The following is a 25,809-nucleotide window of genomic DNA, read 5'->3' as shown; positions in this document are numbered from 1 at the left end:
TTACTTGTAACTCGTTATACTATTTAACCAATCAATCATTAAAAAATGTCTTACAATTTACTCAAAGGAAAGAAAGGAATTATTTTCGGCGCCCTTGATGAAAAATCACTTGCATGGAAAACTGCCATTCGTTGCCATGAAGAAGGAGCACAGATTATATTAACAAATGCGCCGGTGGCCATGAGGTTGGGAGAAATTAATAAGCTTGCTGAAGCGATCAACGCCATTATAATTCCCTGCGACGTTACAAGTAATGATGATATGCTGAACCTGATTACTAAATCGAAGGAGCACTTCGGTGGTGGAATGGATTTTATTTTGCATTCAGTTGGTATGAGTTTGAATATGAGAAAAGGAAAGTCTTATACCGAACTTGATTATGGATTCAATCAAAAAACATTAGACATATCAGCAACGAGTTTGCATCGTTTGTTGGCAACTGCTATGAAAGAGGATGCTATTAATGAGTGGGGAAGTGTTGTTGCACTTACTTATATCGCGGCTCAAAGAGTATTTCCGGACTATAGCGAAATGGCAGATGCGAAGGCGTTATTGGAAAGTATAACGCGAAGTTTTGGTTATCATTATGCGTTAAAAAAACATGTAAGAGTTAATACTGTTTCTCAATCTCCTACAAGAACAACTGCGGGAAGTGGCGTAAAAGGTTTTGATGGCTTTATAAGTTATGCGGAAAAAATGAGCCCGTTGGGAAATGCCACTGCTGAAGATTGTGCTAATTATCTTGTTACACTGTTCAGCGATCTTACGAGGTATGTTACTATGCAAAATCTTTTTCACGACGGAGGATTTTCATTTACAGGTGTTACTAAAAGTGTTATTGACCAAATGGAGAAGTGATGTTCGAATTGTTTTATTGCCGAATCTATTGCAAGAAGAAACAATGCCTAATGATCAAATACAATAAAAAAACCTTCTGACGACAGAAGGCTTCAAATTTTTAATTTTTAATTCTCAATTTTAATTCATAATTAATATTCATCCTCGTTAAAGAAGAAATCTTCCTGGCTCGGATAATCCGGCCAAATATCTTCAAGGCCTTCATAGATTTCTCCACCTTCATCCTCGAGTTCCTGCAGATTCTCGACTACCTCAATAGGAGCGCCACTACGGATAGAATAATCAATCAATTCGTCTTTTGTCGCGGGCCACGGTGCGTCTTCAAGATGGGAGGCAAGTTCTAAAGTCCAAAACATATTTTCTTCTTTTATCTTTTAATTTAATAATTCGGGGATTTCAATTTTCCGCAAATGTAAAAGTTAAATCGGTATTACCAAATATTGTTTTTTTAAATTGTTGTTACTAATGGATGAATAATTTTAGGAAAGGGATGCATGGATGCTTTTAATTATTTTTATGCCTCTCAAGTTCTATTTAAACTGTTACATTTAAACATGCTAAAAGCTACCGGGATATTTAAAAATTATGGTGCCCTGCCCGTACTAAAAGGCGTGGATATTGAAATTACAAAGGGAGAGATTGTTAGTATTGCCGGATCTTCCGGGGCCGGAAAAAGTACGCTATTGCACATATTAGGAACGCTTGACGTTGCCGACAAGGGCCAAATTTTTCTGGACAATACACCCGTTTTCAAATTAAGTGGTAAAAAATTAGCGGCTTTCCGAAATAAGCATATCGGGTTTGTTTTTCAGTTTCACCATTTACTGCCTGAATTTACCGCATTAGAAAACGTCTGTGTGCCGGGATGGATTGCCGGCAGGAAAACTAAAGAAGTTCAGGAAAAGGCATTTTCTCTTTTGGAACTGCTCGGCTTAAAAGATCGTTCCGAGCACAAACCGGGAGAACTTTCCGGGGGAGAACAACAAAGGGTGGCTGTCGCAAGAGCTTTAATTAATAATCCGTCAATCGTTATGGCTGATGAACCAACAGGTAATCTTGATTCTGCGAACGCTAAGGAGTTACATAATTTGTTTATTGATCTTCGCAATCGCCTTCAGCAAACATTTTTAATAGTTACGCATAACGAAGAACTGGCGCAATTGAGTGACCGGATTTTGCATATGAAAGACGGAAAGATGGTTTAAAAACCAAACTGCCTATGATCCTGTTGGAATAAGTTTTACAACCGCGGTTTCCATACTACCTCCGGAACATTGTGTAGGTGTGCTATATACCTGGCAAGTACAAAAAGGTAATCGCTAAGCCGGTTAAGGTATTTTATTATTAAGGGCGCCACATGACCCTGATGATCTTGCAAATTCACCACGCAACGTTCTGCTCTGCGGCAAATGCTTCTTGTTATATGCGTGATAGAAACCGCCGAATGACCTCCCGGTAAAATAAAATGTTTCATTTCGGGAAGGGTCTCATTCATTGTGTCAATTTCTTTTTCGAGTGAGGTAATATCTGTCTCGTGCAAATCCGGGATGATTAGTTTGGTTTCTTTTTGGGGATCGCATGCAAGGGATGAACCTATGGTAAAAAGTCTGTCCTGTATTTCTTTCAAAATATGGTTGGCGCTGAAATCATTGACTGCATCATTAACAAAACCTATCCATGAATTGAGTTCATCTATTGTACCGTATGTCTCAATGCGAAGGTCACTTTTTGAGATTTTCGTCCCACCAATGAGACTTGTCCTTCCTTTATCTCCTGTTTTTGTATATATTTTTTGAGACATAAAATTCTATTAAATAATATTAAGATTTTGAAAAGCCTTTAGTTATTAAGGCAATTGTCGTTATTGAATTTAATGACGTTTAACCAGGAACTAGTGGCTAATGGCCGCTGACGCTGTGTGAAGATGGTCACTTTCAATAAGCCCATCTTTCAATCTTATAATACGATGAGCAAACTTGGCAATGTCTTCTTCATGGGTAACAAGAATAACTGTGTTTCCATCAGATTGAATCTTGCTAAAAATATTCATGATTTCAACGGATGTCTTCGAATCAAGGTTACCTGTTGGTTCATCTGCCAGGATTATAGAAGGATTATTTACCAACGCTCTTGCTATAGCAACCCTCTGGTTTTGTCCCCCGGATAATTCGTTAGGTTTATGATGACTTCTATCGCTTAACCCAACCCTATCGAGCATTTCAAGAGAAATTTCGGTTCTTGCTTTTTTGGAAGTACCATTATATATTAATGGCAGTGCCACATTTTCTGCCGCTGTAAGCCTGGGTAATAAATTGAATTGCTGAAATACAAAACCAATTTCTTTATTGCGCACTTCGGCCAGATCATCGTCAGGCATTTTGCTCACATCTTTGCCATTGAGAATATAACGGCCACCCGTAGGCGAATCAAGGCAGCCCAACAAATTCATTAAAGTAGACTTGCCACTTCCGCTTGGCCCCATCAGCGCTACATATTCATTTTTGAATATCTCCAGGGAAATGCCTTTCAGCACCTTCAGTTCCATCTTCCCCATTAAATAGCTTTTTTGAATATTGTCCAGTTCGATTATTGAATTCATTATTTGGCTTTTGATTAGCTACAAATAAGCTAATTATTTTTTATAACTTTCGGAACCTTAAAAAATTGATCATCATGTAAAGGAGCATTCTTAAATGCATCTTCCCGGCTTATCATTCCGCTCACTTCATCTTCACGTAGAACATTTATATTATCGCTCATATGAAGCAATGGCTCAACGCCGGTTGTGTCCAGTTCATTTAACTTATCAATAAAGCCAATCATTTTCTCCAGGTCTTTTTTAATTTCTTCTTTTTCCTCTGCATTAAATTCAAGCCTTGCAAGATTGGCAAGTTTATCTACAAGATTATCATTCACATTCATCTGGCAAATATAATTATCAATTAATAATTGAAGATTGATAATTGACGATTGGTAAACCAATTATAATAGGAGCCAACTTTCATATCTTCGCCGTCTTATGGAAAAGAAGAAGGAACCCATGGCCGCCGCCCGGCAGATTGTTATGAGCGGAATAAGGCCTACTGGCTTTTTGCACCTCGGAAATTATTTTGGTGCTATACGTAATTATGTAAAAATGCAGGATGATTATGAATGCTATTTTATGGTGGCAGACCTACATTCATTAACTACACATCCCGATACGAGTGAATTGAAAAGCAATGTCCACAGGGTTTTGGCCGAAAATATTGCGTGCGGCCTCGATCCCGAAAAAGTGGCTTTATATTGCCAGAGCCATGTTTATCAAACCGGTGAATTATATCTCTATTTAAATATGTTGGCTTACAAAGGCGAGTTGGAAAAGACCGCCACTTTTAAAGATAAAGCCCGGCAACATCCTGATAATATAAATGCCGGATTGCTCACTTACCCCGTACTGATGGCTGCTGATATTTTAATTCATCGTGCCAGGTATGTCCCCGTTGGAAAAGACCAGGAGCAACATTTGGAAATAGCCAGAACATACGTAAACCGGTTTAACCATCGCTATGGAGAAGTTTTTCCTGAACCGGTTGCCTTTAATTTTAATGATAAATTGGTAAAAGTGCCTTCGTTGGATGGGGGCGGCAAAATGAGCAAGAGCGAAAATAAACTGGCCACGTTATACCTTGCCGATGAAGATGAAGATATTCGGAAAAAAGTAATGAAAGCGAAGACAGACAGCGGTCCTACGCAACCTAATTCTGAAAAGCCTGATTACATTGAAAATTTATTTTTACTGATGAAATTAGTGAGCAATAGAGAAACGGTGAAGCATTTTGAGGATAAATATAATGATTGTTCAATCCGCTATGGTGATATGAAAAAGCAATTGGCAGACGATATGGTTAATTTTATTTCGCCAATACGGAAAAAAATAAACAGCATTTTGCACGACGAAAAATTTTTGCAAAAAATCATGATGCAGGGTGCAGAAAAAGCAATAGCAAATGCCGAAGCAACCATGAAACTGGTAAGAAAAGCCATGGGCCTTAATTATTATTAAATTTATATTACTTTTAAACAATTCATTAAAGCAATTAAAAACATCAGCCTGCTATCCGAAGGTGAAAAATCTAAAATCTGAACAGGGAAATGGCAAAAACAAAAAAACCAAAACACATCGCGGTTGCTGGAAACATCGGTGCAGGAAAAACTACACTTACCGAACTGCTGAGTAAACACTACAAATGGATTCCGCAATTTGAAGATGTCGACCACAATCCCTACCTCAACGATTTTTATGAAGATATGCCGCGATGGAGCTTCAATCTGCAGGTATTTTTTTTAAACAGCAGGCTTAACCAACTACTCGAAATTCAGCGTGGTACCGAAACCGTTATACAAGACCGGACGATTTATGAGGATGCCAATATTTTCGCCCCCAATCTGCATGACATGGGGCTGATGACAAAAAGGGATTTTACCAACTATTATACTTTTTTCGAAACCCTCAAATCGATGGTACAGCCGCCGGATCTTTTAATATATCTGAATGCGTCCGTTCCTACCCTGGTTGCTCAAATTCAAAAAAGAGGCCGTGAGTACGAAGAAAATATCCGGCTTGATTATCTTAAAAAACTCAACGAGTTTTATAATAAATGGATTAGCAGTTACAACGAAGGCCCGCTTTTAATTATCGACGCCGATACCAATAAGTTTGCTGAAAAAGAAGAAGATCTTGGAATCATTATTAATAAAATTGACTCGCAATTGTTTGGGCTGTTTTAATTTTTTAGTGTCTATATTTTAAGTTGCGTTCGCACTTGTCGCCTCTCATTATTCGGTCAGAATTTAATATACAACCTTTCAGTGCCTAATTATAACCGTTTGCATATATTCAATTGAGCAAACCTGCAGATAATCTTATTTTAATATTTTCCATTCATTCACTTAAAATAAATTGTTATGAGAAAAAAAACATTAATGGGAGGCTCTATTGCTGTGAGCCTGCTTTTACTGGCAATTACAAATGCATATAACCAGGTTACCTTACCCCGCGTACCAAGCCCGGCGGCGTCCGTTTCACAAACTATCGGCATTTCAACGGTTACTGTTAAGTATTCGAGGCCATCTGTAAAAGGTCGCGAAATTTGGGGTGCGCTGGTTCCTTATGGCTGGAATGTTCAGGGATTTGGTGCAGGTAATTCTGCTCCATGGCGGGCCGGGGCAAATGAAAATACTGTAATTGAACTGTCTAATGATGCAAAGGTAGCGGGCCATGATGTACCCGCCGGATCGTATGGATTGTCCTTTGTTATTAATAAAGACAATACAGGTGAAGTGATCCTGTCAAAAGATTATAAGTCATGGGGCAGTTTTTTCTATGACCCAAAAAACGACGAAATGAGGGCTAACATACAATTACGGGATATACCGATGACTGAAATGCTCACTTACGATTTTATTAATAATACAAAAACCTCATCTGAATTGGTGCTAAACTGGGAAAAGAAACAGTTCCCGGTAAAGATTGAATTTGACGTTGACAAAATTGTAATGGATAATGCGGCGGCGGAATTGAAAGGAGCCACAGGATTTAATGATATTGGATTTAGGAGCGCAGCGTTTTATGCCCTTCAAAATAATGTCGACCTTGACGAAGGCCTTAAGTGGGCCGACCAGGCAATTGCGCAAAATAATAGCTTCACAAATCTTTCGCTTAAGTCTGCTATTCTGAAGAAAATGGGTAAAACGGATGAAGCAGATAAAGTTATGGAGACAGCGATTCCTATCTCAAATGAAAACGAATTGAATAATTATGGCTATCAGTTGCTTAATGGAAAAAATTATGATAAGGCAATTGAAGTTCTAACGCTAAATACTAAACGTTTCCCCAAAAGTGCCAATACTTTTGATAGTCTTGGCGAAGCGTATGCATTAAAAGGCGATAAGAAAAATGCAATAATTAATTTCAAGAAATCGCTTAGCTTGAACCCCCCTGCCGGCACAAAAGCCAATTCTGAAAAATTTCTTCAGCAATTAGGAGGAATGTAATAAAAAGGGATGTGCAGTTTCAAAAAGTGCTACTGCACATCTCCTCTTTTTGATGGTATTCTAATCTATTAGACTTAAATTTTTGGTGCGGCGGCTAATATTTCTTCATTGACGTGATCTTTGTATTTTTCGAAATTGTTTATAAAATAACTGGCAAGCGTATGTGCGGATTGTACGTATGCATCTTTATCTTCCCAGGTAAATTTAGCACTTAACATTTCTGTTGGAACTCCCGGACATTGTTCAGGCATCATTACGCCAAAAACCGAGTGAGGGTGATAGGCAACACGATCGAGTTTTCCTTCCAGTGCTGCTGTAATCATGGCCCGCGTATATTCAAGCCTCATTCTGCTGCCAACACCATATCCGCCACCATTCCACCCAGTATTCACCATCCATACATTGACATCATTTTCCTTCATTTTTTTGCCAAGCATTTCTGCATAAACTGCCGGATGCAGCGGCATAAAAGGTGCCCCAAAACAGGCGCTAAACGTAGACTTCGGCTCTCTAACTCCGGCTTCAGTACCGGCAACTTTTGCGGTATAGCCACTGATGAAATGGTACATCGCCTGTCCCGGCGATAGTTTGCTTATAGGAGGTAAAATGCCATACGCATCAGCTGTAAGAAAGAAGATATTTTTCGGATTCTTACCAATGGACGGTACCATTATGTTACTAATGAAATTTATCGGATAACTTACTCTTGTGTTTTCAGTAATGTTTTTACATTCGTAGTCAATTGCCCGGGTACCATTTATAAAAGTTACATTCTCGAGAATAGCTCCATACTTAATCGCGTTATAGATGTCGGGTTCTTTTTCCTGGCTCAAATCAATCGTTTTGGCGTAGCAACCACCTTCAAAATTAAATACCGAATCATCATCCCATCCATGCTCATCATCGCCAATTAACCTTCGGTTAGGGTCTGTACTTAAAGTGGTTTTTCCAGTTCCGCTCAATCCAAAAAATACCGCTGTATCTCCGTCTTTACCGACGTTTGCCGAGCAGTGCATGCTCAAAACTTTTTTGTGGTGAGGTAAAATATAATTCAGAATGCTAAAAACAGATTTCTTCATCTCACCTGTATATTGAGTACCTCCAATGAGAATTATTTTTTTCGTGAAATGTATAATTACAAAATTTTCATGCGGCACTCCATCCGATTCCGGATTGGCGTAAAAATGAGGAACCTGTATCAAATGCCAGTCAATTTCAATTTCCTGCAATTCTCTTTCTTCAGGCCTTAAAAACATATTATAAACAAAAAGGTTGCAGCAGGGATTTTCATTGATCACTCTTATATTTAACCTGTATTGCTGGTTAGCACATGCATAACAATCTCTTATCCATAACTTTTTATCACCCAGGTAGTCCATAATTTTTTTGTACAGCCTGTCAAAATACTTTTCTTCAATGGGGATGTTAAATTCATTCCAATCAATTGTATTGTCAGTCAATCTATCTCTGACAATGAACCTGTCTTTAGGGCTTCTTCCGGTAAATTCGCCAGTGTCAATAACTAATGCGCCGGTATCACTTAAAACACCTTCACCTTTTGAAACAGCCTGGCTGATAAGCTCTCCAGGCGGTAGTTGATAAAATATATTTTCAGCAGATTTTAATCCCAGGTTAATAAATAAACTTTTGGGAATAGCAAGCATCGTTGGAACAGACATGAAAACTTCAACATTTGTTAAGAAGCAAAAGTAGATAATCAAATTTTTAAGAAATCCCCAAACAACAGCACATAAACGTAGTTAGTTGCTGCTTTTTGTCAGAAACGTTTGTTTATCTCCAAGAACATTTTAAAAGCATTAAATAAAATTCGGGAGGAGAGAAAATTCCTTAAAAAGAATAAAAAAATAATTTTTCTAATGTGTAGATTTTACATCCGAATGGTGTTTTGAAAAGCAAAATCTTTTTATCATGTATATTGCAACCCATAAAAATTCTATTGATGAAATATCTTCCTCTTAATCCTGAAATATTTGTCCAGAATAGGAAAAGGTTTACTGGCAAGATGGAAAAAAATGCAATTGCCATTTTTAATAGCAATGATGAGTTACCGACCAATGGAGATGCATTATATCCTTTTGTGCAGAACTCTGACCTGTTTTGGCTCACAGGAATCAATCAGGAAGACTCTATGTTGATATTATATCCCGGTAATCCTGACCCTAAATATCGGGAAGTATTGGTTTTGGTAAGACCCAATGAGCTAAAAGAGAAATGGGATGGGCACAGGCTTACCGCCAAAGAAGGCAAGGAGATATCAGGAATAGAAACAGTTGTGTGGCTGGATGTACTTGATGTAATGCTTCAGCCATGGATTCATCTAGCAGATAGTATTTATTTAAATACCAATGAGAATGACCGGAAATCAAATTTAGTTCCGGTAAGAGACTACCGCTATGCAGCGGATATGCGTAGTCGTTATCCATTACATAATTACATGCGGAGTGCCAAAATTTTAAAAGAGTTGAGGGCAGTGAAATCGGCGCTCGAAGTTGAAGTAATACAGAAGGCGATTGATATTACCGACAATACTTTCAGGCGCTTATTAAAATTCATAAAGCCGGGTGTTATGGAATATGAAATTGAAGCTGAAATTTATCATTCATTTTTATCTCAAAGGGCTACCGGCCCCGGCTATTCCAGCATTATTGCAAGTGGTGACAGGGCAAGGACTTTGCATTATGTAAGCAACAATGGTGAGTGTAAAGATGGTGAATTAATACTGATGGATTTTGGCGCAAGCTATGGAAACTATAATGCCGACTTGACCAGGACGGTTCCCGTAAACGGTAAGTTTGGCAGAAGACAAAAAACGGTTTATAATGCCTGTTTGCATTTGCATCAATACGCTGCATCAATACTAAAACCCGGTGTTAGCATAAATGATTATACTGAAAAAATTGGTGATGAGGCAACAGTGATTTTTCAGAAAATCGGGTTGCTGAAAAAATCGGAAGTTAAGAATGAAGACCCTGCAAACCGGGCCTACCGTAAATATTTGTATCATGGTATTTCTCATCATTTGGGAATTGATGTTCATGACCTGGGAACAAAGAATGAACCTGTTAAAGCTGGAATGGTTTTTACAATAGAGCCAGGAATTTACATTGAAGAAGAACACATGGGCGTGCGAATTGAAAATAATTTTTGGATAACTAAAAATGGAAATAAGGATTTAATGAAAAATATTCCGATAACAGTTGAAGAAATTGAAAGCCTGATGAAGAAATAAATTTTATGAAACAAATTCCAAACATTTTCACCCTGCTTAATCTTTTCTTCGGCTGCATGGCAATTGTTTTTGCTTTGCAAACAGACTCTGTCATAATTTATTTAAATGATGAATTTAACAGCAGTTTTAATATTCCTGAAAAACTTACGTGGGCTGCAATTTGCATCATTATTGCGGCGCTTATAGATTTTTTAGATGGGTTTATTGCCCGCCTATTAAAGGCAACTTCTTCAATGGGAAAGCAACTTGATTCGTTAAGCGATATTGTTAGCTTTGGCGTTGCACCCGGCGTAATTCTTTATCAACTGCTGCGGTTCAGTTTTGCAAGAGAAGAAAATGGACTTAATGTTTCGATAGTATGGCTGCTACCCGCTTTTATTTTAAGTTGTGCAGCGGCCTATCGTCTTGCTAAATTCAATTTAGATGAAACACAAAGTGTAATTTTCAAAGGCGTTCCCGTACCTGCCGTCGGTTTATTAGTAGCATCTTTTCCGCTAATTCTTCATTTTAGTACGATTGGCGCTGTTAACAACCTGCTTATTAATAAATGGATGATATATGGTTTGATACTTATCTTAAGCTACCTGATGGTTTCTAATTTACGGATGATGTCTTTAAAATTTTCTGATTTCACTTTTAAAAATAATGTTCCAAAAATTACATTATTGATCATTGCAATAATTACCGCCATTTTTTTGCAATGGATTGCTGTTCCAATTGTTTTTATATTTTATATTATACTATCCCTTTCAACAATTAAAATGAAAAGCGAATGAATTTTCTTGCTGAAATAAAAATAATGCCACTTAAAGAATTATTGGATCCGCAAGGTAAGGCTGTTATGGGCGGACTTTCCAATCTTGGATTAAAGAACATTGAAGATGTAAGAATTGGCAAGCACATACAATTAAATATTGAAGCACCAAATGCGGCAGAGGCAAGGCAAATAGCAGAAGATGCTTCGAAGAAATTACTGGCGAATCCTGTTATGGAAGAATATTCGATTCAAATTAGCTAATTAGTCAATTTGCTAATATGCTAATGATGGCAACCTTTGAAACTTTCACCATTAATATATTTAACCTGGGTTAATTAGCACATTAGCTAATTAGCACATTACCTAATTAAAATGCTCTACCTGGTTCCATCACCCATAGGTAATCTTGCCGATATTACTTTTCGGGCCATAGAAGTATTGAAATCAGTCGATCTCATATTGGCGGAAGATACCAGAACTTCGGCTAAGCTTCTGCGTTACTACCAGATTGAAAAACCAACAACACCTTATCACCAGCATAACGAACATAAAATCTATAGTCATCTTATCGATCAGTTAGTGACTGGCAAAACGATGGCACTACTCACCGATGCAGGTACACCCGGAATTAGCGATCCTGCATTTCTATTGGTTCGTGAATGCATTAAAAATAATATTAAAGTTGAATGCCTCCCCGGTGCAACAGCGTTCGTTCCTGCATTAGTAAACAGCGGATTGCCCATAAACAGTTTTTGTTTCGAAGGTTTTTTGCCCTTAAAAAAGGGCCGGCAAACTTTTTTGAAAAGAATGGCGGAAGAAGAACGCACCATGGTATTTTATGAGAGCCCGATGCGGCTGGTAAGAACATTAAATGAGTTTATAGAATATTTTGGAGAAGACCGGCAATGCTGCGTAAGCCGTGAACTCACCAAAATATACGAAGAAAATAAAAGAGGATCCTTGCGGGAAGTGCATGATTATTTTAATGGAAAAAATGTTAGGGGAGAAATCGTAATAGTAATAGAAGGAAAGAGATAACGTTGATCTTGCATAACTACAATTAACTAGGCACATCCATCAGTATTGTTTTTTTTATAACTTCTATTTCGCGAATTTTGCGCTTTTTATTTTAATAGCTATAGATGAAGAAGCTTACCCTGTTTTTTGTTCCTATTCTTTGTTTTTCAACCATTCTTTTTGCTCAACCCGATCGTTGGCAGCAGCGTGTTAAATACAATATGAATGTGGACGTTGATGTAAATACAAATCGATTTACAGGCATTCAAAAATTAGAATACACTAACAACTCTCCTGATAAATTAAACCGTGTATTTTTTCATTTATATTGGAACGCATTTCAGCCCGGCAGCGAAATGGACGTTAGAAGCCAGGAGGCCGGCGGCGTAATAGTTAATGGCAGGCCAGACTGGGACTCACGTGTAAAGGATAGGATCTCTAAATTAACCCCGGAAGAAATAGGCTATCAAAAAGTTACGTCTTTAAAATTAAATGGCATTGAGCAACCCATGAAGTTGCATGGAACTATCCTGGAAGTTGATCTTACCAAACCAATTTTACCTAAAAGCAAAGTAAATTTTGAGCTCGTTTTTGAAGCGCAGGTGCCGATACAAATAAGAAGGAGCGGTCGTGATAATGCACAGGGAATCAGGTATAGTATGAGTCAATGGTATCCTAAAATGTGTGAATATGATTATGAAGGATGGCATCCTACCCCTTACATAGGTCGCGAGTTTTATGGTGTTTGGGGAGATTATGATGTCACCATAAAAATAGATAAGTCTTATAAACTTGCCGGCACCGGTGTATTGCAAAATGCTTCGGATATTGGTTGGGGTTATGATAAGCCTGGAACTCCGTTAAAAAATATTTCTTCGGCGGAGCGAACCTGGCATTTTATAGGAAATAATGTTCACGATTTTGTATGGGCAGCCGATCCGAACTATGAACATATTGTGAGAAAACAGGATGGGGTTACCTTAAACGTGGTTTACAAGAAAGTAGATTCTCTTGAAAAGAGCTGGCAAACTATCGCTGATGCGGCAGTCATTGTTTTGCCATATATGGAAAAGCGATTTGGAAAATATCCCTACCCCCAATATTCATTTATACAGGGGGGAGATGGTGGTATGGAATATCCTATGGCCACATTAATGGTAAGACCCGGATTGAAAACTGAGTTTCATGAATGGATGCATAGTTGGTACCAGATGATGCTTGGGACAAATGAAAGTCTGTATCCATGGATGGACGAGGGTTTCGCAACTTATGCAGAAAATGAGGTGCTCGCGTACTATGACAGTGTAATGAACATTCCCCTAGATGAAAAACAAAAAGCGCTTCCGGTAAATCATGGGACCGGTTATAATGCTTACAATTTTTTGATGAAGCAAAAGTTGGAAGAACCCCTTACTACACATTCGGATCATTACAATACAAATTTTGCTTACGAGATTAATGCATACTATAAAGGGGAAATATTCCTGGAGCAACTAGGCTATATCGTTAGTGACTCAGTAAGAGACAAAATTTTGCTTGAGTATTATAAGCTTTGGAGATTTAAGCATCCTAACGCATCTGATTTTATGAAGGTTGCCCAGGATGTTAGTGGTATACAGTTGGATTGGTACAAGGAGTATTGGATATATACTACGAAGAGTATCGATTATAGTATTGATAGTCTGTGGGGAGAAAACGGCATTTCAAAAATAAGATTAAGACGAATTGGCCAAATGCCTATGCCTATTGATCTTCAGCTTACTTTTAAGGATAGTACCAAAGAAATTCATTATATACCGCTAAACCTTATGTTTGGAGATAAACCGGCAGAAAATAAGGAACCTTTCATTATTCATAAGGAATGGAACTGGACCAATCGTACTTATGTTGTTGAGTTTAATCATCCGCTTCGCGATTTGGTTCTTGTTGAAATAGATCCTTCAGGGAGAATGGCAGATATTGACCGAAAGAATAACGTATTGCAATTGAATTGGTAAAGAGTGGACAGTATTATAGTTAGTCTCCCATCAACCCGGCGTTAAATTTAATTAGTAATGAATCAAGATGGTTTTGTTCATTTAGTGGCAGGGTTGACGCTTTGTCAAATACATCGTGGTACGCTTTAATGCCGCCAAGTGTATAAAAGAAAAATGCGGGTACTCCTTTTTCGGTAAAGAAATAATGATCGCTGTTGGCAGCCTTACCTCTTGAATTTATTTTTGCCAGGTATTTATATTCATCATTTATTTTATTCATCAGTGCGAATTCTTTAGGGAATTCTGTTGCGTTAACAACTGTAATGCCTTCATCGCCTGTGCCCGCCAAATCAGTGTTTATAAGAAATCTTATTTGACGCAAAGGAATAATGGGATTTTCGGTGTAAAATTTTGAGCCAACCAGGCCAGCTTCTTCGCCGGCAAATAATATAAACCCTATTGAATATTTTGCAGGATGCGCTGCATAATATTTTGCAAGACTTAATAAGAGCGCATCGCCACTTGCATTATCATTTGCACCGGGGAAATAAGTATCTTTTCCCATGCCTCCTAAATGATCGTAGTGTGCCGTAATGAAAATAAATGAATCGGGCTGCGCTGTGCCTTTTACCATTCCACAAATGTTGGCAGTTTTAAAATCGTTGATAAACTTGTTTTCAATATTTACATTGTATGTGGACGGTATCCCGGAAAATCTTTTCTTGTCTACTTGAATTAATGTGTAATCTGCTACCTGTTGCTCAACAGACCAGGTAAGTTTGTCTTGCAGGTTTACGATGATCCTTTTTTCATAATCAATAAAATCAGCACTATCTTTTTCTTCCAACTTGCCTTTTCCTTTTGCTCCCCGGCTTTCAGGTCCTACAATAAAATCTACTCCGGGAACGAGCGATTGTCCATTTATTTCAACTTCCATTTTCCCGGGGAAGGTGTTGGCCGGATAACTAAAATCCTGGAAATAATCCTTGCCATTTAATGGTTGAACGCCAAGGGTTTTAAATTCTGTCGCTAAAAAAATAGCAGCTTTCTTCATTCCGTCATTGGTGTAGCCACGTCCCCAGAAATAAGGCGAAGCGAGCGTGTCTACTATTTCCCTGTTAAAGGAAATATCCTGGGACCGGGCAATTATGCTCATCAAAAAAAATCCGGCAACAAAAATTAATTTCATTCTTCGCTTTTAAAATTTGGTAAGTATAAATTATTTTTTTGTACCATCAAAACTTAAAGAGTTAAGATGTATCAGTATATTGCCCGGCGAAAAATTTGAAATAAGAATTAATATGATAACTGGTAGAATCGAAATCTTGCGTGCAACTCCGGATGATGCTCAATTAATCTCAGAGCTGAGCGCTATTACTTTTTTTGACACATTTGCGGGGACCTGCACAGATGAAGATATGCAGGGATTTATTGAACAGTTTTTTAATAAAGAGCAGGTATTATCTGAATTACAGAATGCGGATGATTTTTACTTTATTGCCTTTGTAGATAGCCGTGCCGCGGGTTATATAAGAATAAAAGAAGAATTGAGCGATTTTGCTATTATTAAAAACCATAAGTCTATTGAGTTAAAAAGAATTTATGTTAAGAAAGAATATCACTCACGAAAAGTTGGCGCTGCGCTAATGAACTTCGCCCTGGATTTCGCTGCTCAAAAAAATTATGAATTAATCTGGCTGGGTGTTTGGGAGCATAATGAAAGAGCAAAAGCGTTTTATAAAAAGTTTGGATTTGAAGATTCAGGTGTCGAACATCCTTTTCCTATAGGCAATACTCCACAAACAGATGTTTGGTTTTATAAATATATTAAGCGGTAATCTGTAAGATATATTTTTCCTTAAAGAAATCTTCCTCAAATATTTTTTCTATTTCCCACGTTCGTGGCCTGCAGCCGCTTTCAGCGATTTCCTTATTAAGATCGCCTCCTTTTAAACAAATAAGCCCTGCTAATTTTTTTGGCTCATTTAGTGGCTTCTTTTTTAATAAGGGTTTGCTCCAGTACCATAGATCTGTTAAAGGAGCCACGGCTCTCGAAACAACGATGTCAAATTTCTTGTCATGAATGTCTTCAGCCCGTGTATGCGCAACCGTTATATTTGTCAAATCTATTGCTTTGGCCACGGCATCGGCAACTTTTAATTTTTTATTAATGCTGTCTACTAGATAAAAATTAACATCCGGGAAAAGAATGGCCAACGGAATGCCTGGAAATCCCCCGCCGGTACCCAAATCCATAATATCATACCCCCGGGGAAAATCAAATTGCGTAGCGATCGATAAAGAATGTAACACGTGATGCAAATAAAAATTGTCAACATCTTTTCGGGAAATAACATTTATTTTTTGATTCCAGTCCGCATACAAATCCTTTAATGCGGTAAACTGGTTTATTTGTTTCTCTGTAAAATCGGCGAAATATTTTGAAAGAATTTCCATTACCTCGAATTTCTAAAATTAAGACCAATAAAAAGTTATTTCTTTCCCGTTAAGTTTATTAGGCGCAGAATACTATTTCCAACTGTTTTTTGGTTTCTTAAAAATAGCTGTAGAAAACTTTATATAATAAAAAAACATCCATACATCCAATACTAAATACCATAGAAATAAATCTTTCTCATCAAGCTTATCGGTCACTTTAAATAAGATGATTCCTTGTATAACAAAACGAATTCCAAATACAATTAGCCCAAGTTTCCAGCTATAAAATAAAAGAGATACAATAAACAAAGGATAGAATAGAAAATGGGATAAAGCATATAATCCCAATAAAAATTTATGAATTGCCTTATAATATTTGCTGGTCGTGTAATGCCTGTTCTTTTGCTTCACCCATTCCTTCCATGTTTTTGGAGGTTCAGATAATGTAAATGCATCCTTGTCAATCACGATTGAAGTGTTGTTTCTGGTGGCTGCTTTATTTATGAAAAGATCATCATCGCCGCCGGGAACATGATTATGAGATGAGAATCCCTTGTGTCTGAAAAATACAGATTTCTTATAACTCAGGTTTCGTCCAACACCCATGTACGTGAGTCCTGCACAGGAGTAGGAGAGATACTGCAAAGCCGTATGAAGTGTTTCCCACCTTACCAATTTATTAAAAAAGCCTTTCTTTTTATGTAATGCACCGTACCCCAAAACTATTTCCGTTCCGTTGGTAAAACCTTCCTGCATTTTCTCGAGCCAAAATTCACTTGCCGGCACACAATCAGCATCTGTAAGAAGTACAATTTCATATTTAGCAGTTTTGATTCCGATACTCAGCGGATATTTTTTACCGGGAATAAATCTTGCTTCCTGTGTTAGTTCAATTAAGTGCAATTGTTTGTGCGCTCTTTGGTATTCTTCCAAAATATACTTGCTTTCATCAAAGGAGTTATCATTGACCACAATTACTTCATGGGTGGTTCGATATTGTTGTATCAGCACTCCTGGAAGATTTTTTACGAGGTTTCCGGCCTCATCCCGTGAGCATATGATCACTGACACCGGGTGTGTTTGGGATGTTAATTTCGACGATGACTTATAAAAGGCCAATCGGCTAAAGAAGAAGAGATAATAAAATACTTGTATAAGCGCAACAAGGCAAAACGCCATAAAAGCAATATTTTCCCAATTGCGCAGGAAGTCAGCTAGTTTCATCGTTTGCAAACATAATCACCTTCTGGCTACGTACAAAATATCTGTTTCGAAACAATAAGCTTAATCAATTACTTATTTTTTCAAAACTATATTTGCTTTTTCTGCATTAAAATGGAACAGCTACATGGCCGCATTGCAATTTGAACTTCAACACACTGACAAACAATCGAAGGCAAGGGTTGGAAAAATAGTTACTGAGCACGGCGAAATTTGCACACCGATTTTTATGCCCGTTGGTACTGTGGGCAGTGTGAAGGCTGTAACGCAGCAACAATTGAAGGATGATGTAAAAGCTCAAATTATTTTAGGTAATACCTATCATCTGTATTTGAGGCCCGGACTTGAAGTATTAGAGGCAGCAGGTGGCCTGCACAAATTTATGAACTGGAATAAACCTATACTTACTGACAGCGGCGGTTACCAGGTTTTTTCGCTTAGCGGTACCCGTAAGCTAACCGAAGAGGGAACGATTTTTCAAAGCCATATTGACGGAAGCAAGCATTTATTTTCACCTGAAATTGTAATGGACATTCAACGAATAATTGGCGGTGATATAATTATGGCTTTCGATGAATGTCCTCCCGGCGGAAGTGAATATGGCTATGCAAAAATGTCAATGGAGTTAACGCATCGCTGGCTCGACAGGTGTTTTGGCCGATTTAATACTACCGATAACAAATATGGATACACGCAGAATCTATTTCCGATTGTGCAGGGTGGCGTACATCACGATCTGCGAAAAATATCCTGTGAATACGTTTCTTCAAAAGAAGCAACAGGAAATGCAATTGGTGGATTAAGTGTAGGTGAACCCACGGAAAAAATGTACGAGATATGTGAACTTTGCTGTAATAACCTCCCTGCCAACAGGCCACGATATTTAATGGGGGTTGGAACACCGTGGAACATCCTGGAATGCATTGCTTTAGGCATCGATATGTTTGATTGCGTAATGCCAACCCGCAATGGAAGAAACGCTATGCTTTTCACAAGCAATGGCGTAATTAATATTGATAATAAAAAATGGGAAAAGGATTTTTCTCCCATCGATGAAGGGATTGATTGTGAAATGAGCAACTATTATAGCAAAGCCTATTTAAGGCATTTGATTAAGTCGAAAGAAATATTGGGATTACAAATTGCGAGTATTCATAATCTTGCTTTTTACCTTACTATTGTTACAAATTCAAAAAATCATATAATTCAGGGTGATTTTGCACCGTGGAAAAATGAAATGAGTGTTAAATGGCAACAGCGATTATAAAGTTTGTTTACGTCGTAATTTGAATTGCGGTGTAATGTTACAAGCGATATTGTTTATTAAATTTTAACGAAATGGAGTTAATCGCCATTTTGTAATAAATTTTTTTATCCCATCTTTGTAAACATCGATAGTAAATATACTTGAATGCATCTTTTCTAATATCAGTAAAACCTTTGGACATGGCAAAATGGGTAAGTATTTTTTTGTTTATTTTTTTTATTGGCAATGCATCGTACGCACAAACGAATAAACTTACAATTGAAGGAAGTACGCCTAAATTATATCTTCTGCATATAGTAAAGCCAAAAGAAAATTTTTACAGTATTGGGAGATTATATAATGTTACGGCAAAAGAGTTAGCTTCTTATAATAACCTGCAATTCGAAAACGGATTGAGTGTTGGAGAAACGCTTAAAATTCCACTCACTGAAAATAATTTTTTACAATCAGGAGGCGCCGGTGGTGGTGAAGCATTGATACCTGTTTATCATTCCGTTCTCCCAAAAGAGGGCCTTTACCGGGTTAGTATTAATTATAACAAAGTTCCGCTTGCCAGTATAAAGAAATGGAACCACCTGCAATCAGATGAAGTTGCAATTGGTACTCCTTTAATTATTGGATATCTTAAAGTTAGCAAGACCGAATCCTTGTTAGCTTCCAAAGGTGTTAAGACAAATATAGAAATTACACCAGATGGGAAAACAGAAGCGAAACCCATTCCGCCCGCTCCCATAATTGAGGACAGAATGCCACCGGTAAAAAAACCTGATGTTGTAAAAGATGAATCAAAAGAGGTAACTACAGCACAAACGGATGAGCATAAAGTGACTGTTACAACGGTAAATGCAAAGAGTACTGTTAATTTCTCCGGTGGCTATTTTAAGAAATTATATGATGACCAGGCAGAACGGAAATCTCCTGTAAGCGCAACAGGAAGCGGTGGTACCTTTAAGTCTACCAGTGGATGGCAGGATGGCAAATATTATTGTTTTAATAATGATGCGCCTCCCGGATCTGTAATTAAGGTTACAGACAATGCAACGGGAAAAAGCGTGTATGCTAAGGTGTTAGATGCGATACCGGATATAAAACAAAATTCCGGGCTTGCCATTATTATAAGTAATGCTGCCGCAGAAGAATTGGGTTCGGGCGATAAATTTGATTGTGCTTTGAGTTACGTGAAATAGTGGGTTCATTTAGCTAATTGCTAATTATTTCTCCATCCTCTGAGGAAATCGTCTATGGCCATTTTTTTCTTTCCTTCTAATTGCAGCTCTGTTACCGAAATGTAGCCGTTATTGCATGCAAATTTTAAGAAAGTTTTATTGTTTGTAATCAGTTCTCCGGAATTTTCTATTGGGTTTGAATACTCTTTTTTACTGCTGAATATTTTTAATTTTTTTCCCTTCAAAAAAGTAAAAGCAGCAGGATAAGGTGAAAGCCCGCGAATGAAGTTATAAATGTCATCAACATTTTTTTGCCAGTTTATTTCGCAGTTTTCCGTAAATATTTTTGGGGCGTGTCGCAAAACCCCAGGCGTTAAGTATGAGGTTTGGCTTTGAGCCACTTCTTTAAGATTATTACTAACCAGTTCATTTACGGTTTGTAAAAGCAAGTCGGCGCCAATCATCATCATTCGGTCATGAAGTTGACCGGCATTTTCTTCATCTCCTATACTAATTTTTTGTTGCAACAATATATTGCCGGTATCAATTTCATGTTGCAGTTTAAATGTGGTTACCCCGGTTTCTTTTTCCCCGTTGATAATTGCCCAGTTGATGGGAGCTGCTCCTCGATATTGTGGTAATAACGACCCGTGAAGATTGATAGTACCCATAATTGGCATGTTCCAAACAGCTTCTGGTAACATGCGGAAGGCAACCACAACCTGCAGATCCGCATTAAGCGATTTAAGTTCTTTTAAAAAATCAGGGTTTTTTAATTTTTCAGGCTGAAGGATTTTCAAACCTTTTGACAAAGCATATTTTTTTATTGCGCTTTCACTCATTTGCATTCCTCTCCCGGATGGCTTATCGGGTGCAGTAATTACTGCGACAATATTATAACCTGCATCAACGAGTCTTTCCAGAGAAGGAACCGCAAATTCAGGTGTTCCCATAAAAATAATCCGGAGATTTTTCATTTTTGATTATCTCTTAAATGAGGTTTTTTATTGATCGAAGTCTTTGTATAGCAAATATTTTTTTCTAATTTTTTTAAAATTGCCCAAGGCAGGTTCCCAGCTTTTTCTAATTTCATTTTCTGACACGCCATCTTTTATTTGTTGCATCAGGATGTCATTTCCCGCAAGCCTGTTAAATCCATTGGTAGGTAAAAAAAACTTTTCTTTATCAGGGAATAATTTGTAAGCCTGGATGATCCATTTAATTTGAATTGTATTGTTAATTTTTTTTAAAACCTGTTCAGGTGTTCCTGAAAGATTCCAGCCATAGCATACCTCTCCATAATGCTTACTGCTTTTTGCCCCTTCCATAGGATGCGGTTTAAACGAATAAAGAGTCTTTGGCAAAGATGGTGCACCAAAGACCTGGAAAGGTTTATCCGTACCCCTCCCTTCGCTCAACGATGTTCCTTCGAAAAGACAGGTTGAAGGATACCAATATATTGACTGGATAGAAGGCAGGTTCGGAGATGGTTTTAATGGTGGAATATATTTGCTTTTATGATTGTAGTTTAAGCATTTGATTACAAAAAAATGGAAGGGCGTATCGGTGGTTGCTTTAGTAGTTTTAAAGTAGTTATATTTTTTATTTGCTGCATCGGTAAGCCAGTTTTCCCCTGCTATCATAAAAGCGTACTCACCTAACGTCATACCATAAACGATGGGTACGGGCTGCATGCCAACGAAGCTTTTAAATTTGGGATCTAATACCGGGCCATCTACATAAAATCCGTTGGGATTGGGCCGGTCAAGTATCAGCAGGGGTTTCGAATTTTCGAACGCAGCTTCCATATAAACTTGCAGGGAAGAAATAAAAGTATAAAACCTTGTGCCCACATCCTGGATATCGAATATCATTATATCCACATCCGCCAAATCTTCTGCAGTAGGCTTTTCGTGTTTTCCATAAAGGCTGATAACCTTGATCCCGGTTTTCTTATCGATGGCATTTCCAACTTTTTCTCCTGCGTCAGCATCGCCTCTAAAGCCGTGTTCAGGCCCAAAAATTTTTACAACTTTAATTCCTCTTTTAACTAAAGTATCCACGAGGTTAGTATGGCGCACCATTGAAGTTTGATTGGCAAAAACAGCCACAGATTTGCCCTTGAGAAGCGGCAGGTACATGTCCATTCTGTCTGCGCCTGGGACAATTCTGTTTTGTGAATAACCGTGAAGGAGTAAGATATTCAGGAAGAGTATAAATATTATTTTTCTTTTCATAGTTCAAATTTCATTAAAAAGTGTTGATTCGGAGCGGTTAAATATATTGAGAAAACGGCGACAGGGATGATAATTTTTTTATAAATTGATCAATACAATGCCTGTTTATTTTTTGAGCTAAATAATTATTAGTTCCTTCGCAGTTATTTCCGGTGAATTCAGGAACAGGAAATATTATTTTTTAAATATCAAACCAAATAACATGAGTAAAGCAAAAAAAGGAGATGTTGTAAAAGTGCATTATAAAGGAACACTCAATTCCGGTGAGCAATTTGATTCAAGTGAAGGACGTGATCCACTCGAGTTTACTGTAGGTGCAGGCCAGATGATTGCTGGTTTTGACGCGGCTATACCCGGAATGGTTGTTGGAGAAAAAAAGAAAATAGTGATAGCGCCCGAAGATGCATATGGGCAAAAAAATGAAGATGCCATAATTGAATTTCCAAAATCGAACATACCGGCTGATATGAAACTGCAGCCTGGCATGAAGTTACAGTTGCGTGATGAAGCCGGTCATCCTGTACCGGTAGTTGTAACCGAAGTAAAAGATGATGTTATCATTCTTGACGCTAACCACGAACTTGCCGGTAAAGAATTAATTTTTGATATTGAGTTGGTAGAAATTGCTTAATAGATATTCATAACTGCAGAGAGTAAACGCAGTTGGATTCTGCGGATGCAGTAAGTATGTTGTCGCTTGGCGTGGCAAAGTGGATGAATGCGTTTTTAATATTCCATCTTCCTAAGTGAGGGGGCTTTAAACCAGGTGGCAGCAACTACGAGAAGCGTTATACTTCCCCCTATCACTACTGAAGAAATAGTGCCAAAAAGCTTTGCGGTAACACCGCTTTCAAATTGCCCCAGTTCATTGCTGGAATTCACAAACATTGAACTTACGCTCATTACTCTTCCCCGCATGTTGTCGGGGGTTTTTAATTGTGTAATAGTGCCTCGTACTACCACACTTATTCCGTCGAGCATTCCGCCAATTAAAAGGGCGCAAAACGATAAAATGAAAATCTTTGACAGGCCAAAAATAATTATGCATATACCAAAACCAGCTACGGCCAATAATAATTTTTTTCCTTGATTTTTCTGCATCGGGAACAATGTGAGAATGATTACAATTACAATTGATCCCATATCAGCTGCCCCATTTAAGAAGCCAAATCCCTCGGAGCCAACTTTTAAAATATCACGTGCATAAACAGGAATGAGGGCAACTGCCCCGCCAAATAATACGGCAAAAAGGTCTAGCGAAAATGCGCCTAATAGCTCTTTCGTTTTAAAAACAAACTGTAATCCCTGCTTTACACTTTCCAATGTTCTTACAGAGCCCATGACATTTGAGGAGGGTTTTGGTTTTATTCTTGACAGAAAGAAAAATGAAATTGTGATGAAAGATGATATTACGATTAATGTGCCCGTTATGCCGGCTCCGGCAATTAAAAATCCTCCGGCTGCATGGCCAGTTACAGAGGCAGACAGCCACGTTCCCTGGCTCCATGTAGTTGCATTTTGTAAATGATCCCTCGGAACGATATATGCAATCATAGCTCCAAAAACCGGTCCGGTAAAGGCCCTTATAATGCCGGTGCCAAAAATTACTATATAAATACAAATAGCAATCCAGTGATTGCTTAAATGATTTGCCGTGAATTTTCCGGATATAAAAACCAATATCAGGGCAGCCAGCGCATAAAGTACTACTCCTCTTAATAGAAGTTTTTTCTTTTCACTTTGATCAATAACATGGCCGGCATATAACGCCAAAGAAACTGCCGGCACTACTTCGGATAAACCAATTAAACCTATGGCAAATGGATCGTTAGTTAACAAATATATCCACCATCCTACCAATGTTGCCATCATTCGAAGGCCCATTATAAATACAAATCTTCCCAGCAGCAGGTTCCGGAATTCGGTTATTCTTACTGAGGCAAAGGGGTTATTTTTAAGGGCAGCGTTCATACATAAGTTTAGGGAAGTTGCAGGTAATGCTGCCCCTCATCATAATCAATATTAAGCGCTTCCAGTACGGCATTCAAATGTTTTTCGTTTCCCAAAAAATCGGCTTCAGTTACGTCTATAAATAGTGTCGTAATGTTATGTTGCTTTATATATTGTGTATAGGTTTCCTGCAGCGCAAAAAGATATTCCGTTGCAATGGATTGTTCGTAAGGTCGATTCCGTTTCCGGATATTCTCTTTTAGCTTCACTACCGGTGCATGTAAATAGATCAAGAGGTTAGGTTGTATGAGCTGTGGATTGATTATGTCAAATAATTTCTGGTACAATAAAAATTCTTCTTCCGGCAAATTTACTTTGGCAAACAGCAGGCATTTCGTAAATAAATAATCTGATATGGTTACATTCTGAAACATATCTTTTGTTTGCAACAGATCTTTTAACTGCTTATATCTTTCTGCCATAAAAAATAGTTCCAGCGGAAAGGCATACTGCTGCTGATTTTCATAGAACTTCGGGAGAAACGGGTTGTCGGCAAATTCTTCTAAAATTAATCTTGCATTCATACGCTTGCTAAGCAAATGCGCAAGTGTTGTTTTACCGGCACCAATGTTTCCTTCAATAGTAATGAAGTTGTATTTCATGTGTAGTTCATCAAACTTATATGAGGAATAAATATTATGCCATTTAAGAATATTTTAGGAATATTTTGAAAATCAAAAATAACAACTGAAACACTAAATGTCAGAAATGAATTTATGATTACTTACAACAGATGTTGATAAGTATTTTAATCATTTTCCTTTATTTATCTAGTGCTAAGGAACTTGATAAAAATCTTTGCAATATATTCCCGGAAAACAATTTTTTACTTTTATGATTTCTCCAATAGATTTGCGTTTTTTTCAACAAACCTTTACATGAAGCCATACAACCAGTTCAGGGCGATGTTTGCAATAACAAAAGCAAGCCTGCGTGCTATTTTCAGAAGCCCTTCTGCAGTAATTTTTGGATTTGCCTTTCCTTTAATTTTTATTCTTGTGTTTGGTTTTATTGGCGATAATGGCGGAAGGCAAACTTTTAAAGTAGCCATTGAGGCAAATGCTGATACTGCCAACGCATTATACAAAGCATTGGCAAATACCCAGGGAGTAACTATTGTGAGATACAATGATAAAGACTCGTTGACCGACGATATGGTAAAGGGAAAACTGGCGGGAATTATAAATATTCAAAAAAGCGTTTCCGGAAATCCTCCTTATAATTTTACACTTAAAACATTTAATTCCAGCGATGATAAATGGCCTCAGTTTAAAACGCTTGTAGAGAGCATTATCAATAACCTGAGTAATCATATTTACAAAGACAGGCCTGCTTATGCCAGTTTTGACTTTGATCCAACGAGGGATCGAACGGTGGTAAGACATTACAGGACCATTGACTTTATTCTTCCCGGCCAGCTTGGGTTTTCTTTACTTGCCTCAGGAGTTTTCGGTGTGGCGTTCATGTTTTTTAATCTGAGAAATACATTAGTGTTAAAAAGATTTTTTGCAACTCCAATTAGCAAGACTTACATCGTACTAGGTGAAATGTTCAGCCGCGTTATTTTCCAATTGC

Annotated in this window: 27 protein-coding genes; 15 read left to right on the top strand and 12 right to left on the bottom strand. The window is 37.8% G+C overall.

What is annotated here, in order from left to right; genetic code table 11:
* The first annotated feature begins 45 nt into the window (after positions 1 to 45).
* Positions 46 to 858, top strand: coding sequence for an enoyl-ACP reductase FabI (locus tag ACO1O5_RS15755; RefSeq protein WP_486271876.1), 813 nt, complete (start codon positions 46 to 48; stop codon positions 856 to 858).
* A gap of 131 nt (positions 859 to 989) precedes the next feature.
* On the opposite strand, the gene ACO1O5_RS15750 is transcribed toward ACO1O5_RS15755, so the two are convergent.
* The gene (locus ACO1O5_RS15750; protein WP_150414608.1) at positions 990 to 1,214 is read right to left on the bottom strand and encodes a DUF2795 domain-containing protein; all 225 of its coding nucleotides are present in this window, start codon (positions 1,212 to 1,214) and stop codon (positions 990 to 992) included.
* 198 nt (positions 1,215 to 1,412) lie between these two features.
* On the opposite strand from ACO1O5_RS15750, the gene ACO1O5_RS15745 reads away from it, so the two are divergent.
* Complete coding sequence (locus ACO1O5_RS15745; RefSeq protein ID WP_486271874.1) at positions 1,413 to 2,063, top strand: ABC transporter ATP-binding protein; 651 nt, start codon at positions 1,413 to 1,415, stop codon at positions 2,061 to 2,063.
* 35 nt (positions 2,064 to 2,098) lie between these two features.
* Here the strand turns inward: ACO1O5_RS15745 and ACO1O5_RS15740 are convergent, their stop codons facing one another.
* From ACO1O5_RS15740 to gatC, 3 genes are all read right to left on the bottom strand, one after another.
* A complete protein-coding gene (locus tag ACO1O5_RS15740) occupies positions 2,099 to 2,659 on the bottom strand; it encodes a cob(I)yrinic acid a,c-diamide adenosyltransferase (protein WP_486271872.1) in 561 nt (186 codons plus the stop codon).
* Between the two features lie 90 nt (positions 2,660 to 2,749).
* A complete protein-coding gene (locus ACO1O5_RS15735; protein ID WP_486271870.1) occupies positions 2,750 to 3,457 on the bottom strand; it encodes an ABC transporter ATP-binding protein in 708 nt (235 codons plus the stop codon).
* Between the two features lie 29 nt (positions 3,458 to 3,486).
* Positions 3,487 to 3,840, bottom strand: coding sequence for an Asp-tRNA(Asn)/Glu-tRNA(Gln) amidotransferase subunit GatC (gene gatC / locus ACO1O5_RS15730; RefSeq protein WP_486271869.1), 354 nt, complete (start codon positions 3,838 to 3,840; stop codon positions 3,487 to 3,489).
* 37 nt (positions 3,841 to 3,877) lie between these two features.
* Here gatC and trpS point away from each other — a divergent pair, with 37 nt between their 5' ends.
* From trpS to ACO1O5_RS15715, 3 genes are all read left to right on the top strand, one after another.
* Positions 3,878 to 4,903 carry a tryptophan--tRNA ligase gene (gene trpS, locus ACO1O5_RS15725; protein WP_486271867.1) on the top strand — a complete coding sequence of 342 codons (1,026 nt, stop codon included), beginning with the start codon at positions 3,878 to 3,880 and terminating at the stop codon, positions 4,901 to 4,903.
* Positions 4,904 to 4,992: 89 nt separating this feature from the next.
* Positions 4,993 to 5,628 (top strand): deoxynucleoside kinase, encoded by a 636-nt coding sequence (locus tag ACO1O5_RS15720; RefSeq protein ID WP_486271865.1) that lies wholly within the window; start codon positions 4,993 to 4,995, stop codon positions 5,626 to 5,628.
* 177 nt (positions 5,629 to 5,805) lie between these two features.
* Entirely contained in the window at positions 5,806 to 6,894 is a 1,089-nt protein-coding gene (locus ACO1O5_RS15715; protein WP_486271863.1) for a DUF2911 domain-containing protein, read from the top strand.
* Positions 6,895 to 6,968: 74 nt separating this feature from the next.
* On the opposite strand, the gene pckA is transcribed toward ACO1O5_RS15715, so the two are convergent.
* Entirely contained in the window at positions 6,969 to 8,573 is a 1,605-nt protein-coding gene (gene pckA, locus ACO1O5_RS15710; RefSeq protein ID WP_486271861.1) for a phosphoenolpyruvate carboxykinase (ATP), read from the bottom strand.
* 281 nt (positions 8,574 to 8,854) lie between these two features.
* On the opposite strand from pckA, the gene ACO1O5_RS15705 reads away from it, so the two are divergent.
* The 5 genes from ACO1O5_RS15705 to ACO1O5_RS15685 all read left to right on the top strand — a co-directional run bounded on the left by ACO1O5_RS15705 (position 8,855) and on the right by ACO1O5_RS15685 (position 13,915).
* Positions 8,855 to 10,144 carry an aminopeptidase P N-terminal domain-containing protein gene (locus ACO1O5_RS15705; protein ID WP_486271859.1) on the top strand — a complete coding sequence of 430 codons (1,290 nt, stop codon included), beginning with the start codon at positions 8,855 to 8,857 and terminating at the stop codon, positions 10,142 to 10,144.
* Between the two features lie 5 nt (positions 10,145 to 10,149).
* Entirely contained in the window at positions 10,150 to 10,920 is a 771-nt protein-coding gene (locus tag ACO1O5_RS15700) for a CDP-alcohol phosphatidyltransferase family protein (RefSeq protein ID WP_486271857.1), read from the top strand.
* A complete protein-coding gene (gene purS / locus ACO1O5_RS15695) occupies positions 10,917 to 11,162 on the top strand; it encodes a phosphoribosylformylglycinamidine synthase subunit PurS (protein WP_486271855.1) in 246 nt (81 codons plus the stop codon). The genes ACO1O5_RS15700 and purS overlap by 4 nt, the downstream gene beginning before the upstream one ends.
* Positions 11,163 to 11,273: 111 nt before the next feature.
* Complete coding sequence (gene rsmI, locus ACO1O5_RS15690; protein WP_486271853.1) at positions 11,274 to 11,939, top strand: 16S rRNA (cytidine(1402)-2'-O)-methyltransferase; 666 nt, start codon at positions 11,274 to 11,276, stop codon at positions 11,937 to 11,939.
* A 104-nt stretch (positions 11,940 to 12,043) separates the two neighbouring features.
* Complete coding sequence (locus ACO1O5_RS15685; RefSeq protein WP_486271851.1) at positions 12,044 to 13,915, top strand: M1 family metallopeptidase; 1,872 nt, start codon at positions 12,044 to 12,046, stop codon at positions 13,913 to 13,915.
* A 19-nt stretch (positions 13,916 to 13,934) separates the two neighbouring features.
* Here ACO1O5_RS15685 and ACO1O5_RS15680 read toward each other — a convergent pair whose 3' ends face one another.
* Complete coding sequence (locus ACO1O5_RS15680; protein ID WP_486271849.1) at positions 13,935 to 15,083, bottom strand: M28 family metallopeptidase; 1,149 nt, start codon at positions 15,081 to 15,083, stop codon at positions 13,935 to 13,937.
* A gap of 112 nt (positions 15,084 to 15,195) precedes the next feature.
* Here ACO1O5_RS15680 and ACO1O5_RS15675 point away from each other — a divergent pair, with 112 nt between their 5' ends.
* A complete protein-coding gene (locus tag ACO1O5_RS15675) occupies positions 15,196 to 15,732 on the top strand; it encodes a GNAT family N-acetyltransferase (protein ID WP_486271847.1) in 537 nt (178 codons plus the stop codon).
* Here the strand turns inward: ACO1O5_RS15675 and rsmG are convergent.
* Positions 15,722 to 16,351: a 16S rRNA (guanine(527)-N(7))-methyltransferase RsmG gene (gene rsmG / locus ACO1O5_RS15670; protein WP_486271845.1), complete on the bottom strand. Its 630-nt coding sequence runs from the start codon at positions 16,349 to 16,351 to the stop codon at positions 15,722 to 15,724. The two genes, ACO1O5_RS15675 and rsmG, sit on opposite strands and share 11 nt — an antisense overlap.
* A 72-nt stretch (positions 16,352 to 16,423) precedes the next feature.
* Complete coding sequence (locus tag ACO1O5_RS15665; RefSeq protein WP_486271843.1) at positions 16,424 to 17,557, bottom strand: glycosyltransferase; 1,134 nt, start codon at positions 17,555 to 17,557, stop codon at positions 16,424 to 16,426.
* 124 nt (positions 17,558 to 17,681) lie between these two features.
* Between ACO1O5_RS15665 and tgt the strand changes: the two genes are divergently transcribed.
* Positions 17,682 to 18,821 (top strand): tRNA guanosine(34) transglycosylase Tgt, encoded by a 1,140-nt coding sequence (tgt, locus tag ACO1O5_RS15660; RefSeq protein ID WP_486271841.1) that lies wholly within the window; start codon positions 17,682 to 17,684, stop codon positions 18,819 to 18,821.
* Positions 18,822 to 19,000: 179 nt separating this feature from the next.
* The gene (locus tag ACO1O5_RS15655) at positions 19,001 to 20,008 is read left to right on the top strand and encodes a DPBB and LysM peptidoglycan-binding domain-containing protein (protein ID WP_486271839.1); all 1,008 of its coding nucleotides are present in this window, start codon (positions 19,001 to 19,003) and stop codon (positions 20,006 to 20,008) included.
* A gap of 20 nt (positions 20,009 to 20,028) precedes the next feature.
* Here the strand turns inward: ACO1O5_RS15655 and fmt are convergent, their stop codons facing one another.
* Complete coding sequence (gene fmt / locus ACO1O5_RS15650; protein ID WP_486271837.1) at positions 20,029 to 20,964, bottom strand: methionyl-tRNA formyltransferase; 936 nt, start codon at positions 20,962 to 20,964, stop codon at positions 20,029 to 20,031.
* 27 nt (positions 20,965 to 20,991) lie between these two features.
* A complete protein-coding gene (locus tag ACO1O5_RS15645; RefSeq protein ID WP_486271835.1) occupies positions 20,992 to 22,224 on the bottom strand; it encodes an exo-beta-N-acetylmuramidase NamZ family protein in 1,233 nt (410 codons plus the stop codon).
* Between the two features lie 202 nt (positions 22,225 to 22,426).
* On the opposite strand from ACO1O5_RS15645, the gene ACO1O5_RS15640 reads away from it, so the two are divergent.
* Positions 22,427 to 22,855 carry an FKBP-type peptidyl-prolyl cis-trans isomerase gene (locus ACO1O5_RS15640; protein WP_486271833.1) on the top strand — a complete coding sequence of 143 codons (429 nt, stop codon included), beginning with the start codon at positions 22,427 to 22,429 and terminating at the stop codon, positions 22,853 to 22,855.
* Between the two features lie 95 nt (positions 22,856 to 22,950).
* Here the strand turns inward: ACO1O5_RS15640 and ACO1O5_RS15635 are convergent, their stop codons facing one another.
* Positions 22,951 to 24,195, bottom strand: a complete 1,245-nt coding sequence (locus ACO1O5_RS15635; protein WP_486271831.1) for an MFS transporter — start codon at positions 24,193 to 24,195, stop codon at positions 22,951 to 22,953.
* A gap of 8 nt (positions 24,196 to 24,203) precedes the next feature.
* Complete coding sequence (locus tag ACO1O5_RS15630; protein ID WP_486271829.1) at positions 24,204 to 24,836, bottom strand: deoxynucleoside kinase; 633 nt, start codon at positions 24,834 to 24,836, stop codon at positions 24,204 to 24,206.
* A gap of 276 nt (positions 24,837 to 25,112) precedes the next feature.
* On the opposite strand from ACO1O5_RS15630, the gene ACO1O5_RS15625 reads away from it, so the two are divergent.
* Positions 25,113 to 25,809 (top strand): ABC transporter permease (locus tag ACO1O5_RS15625; protein WP_486271827.1); only part of this gene is annotated, 697 nt, incomplete at its 3' end.

It is taken from the genome of Ginsengibacter sp. (genome assembly GCF_057362405.1).
This window is presented reverse-complemented; position numbering and strand designations above follow the sequence as displayed.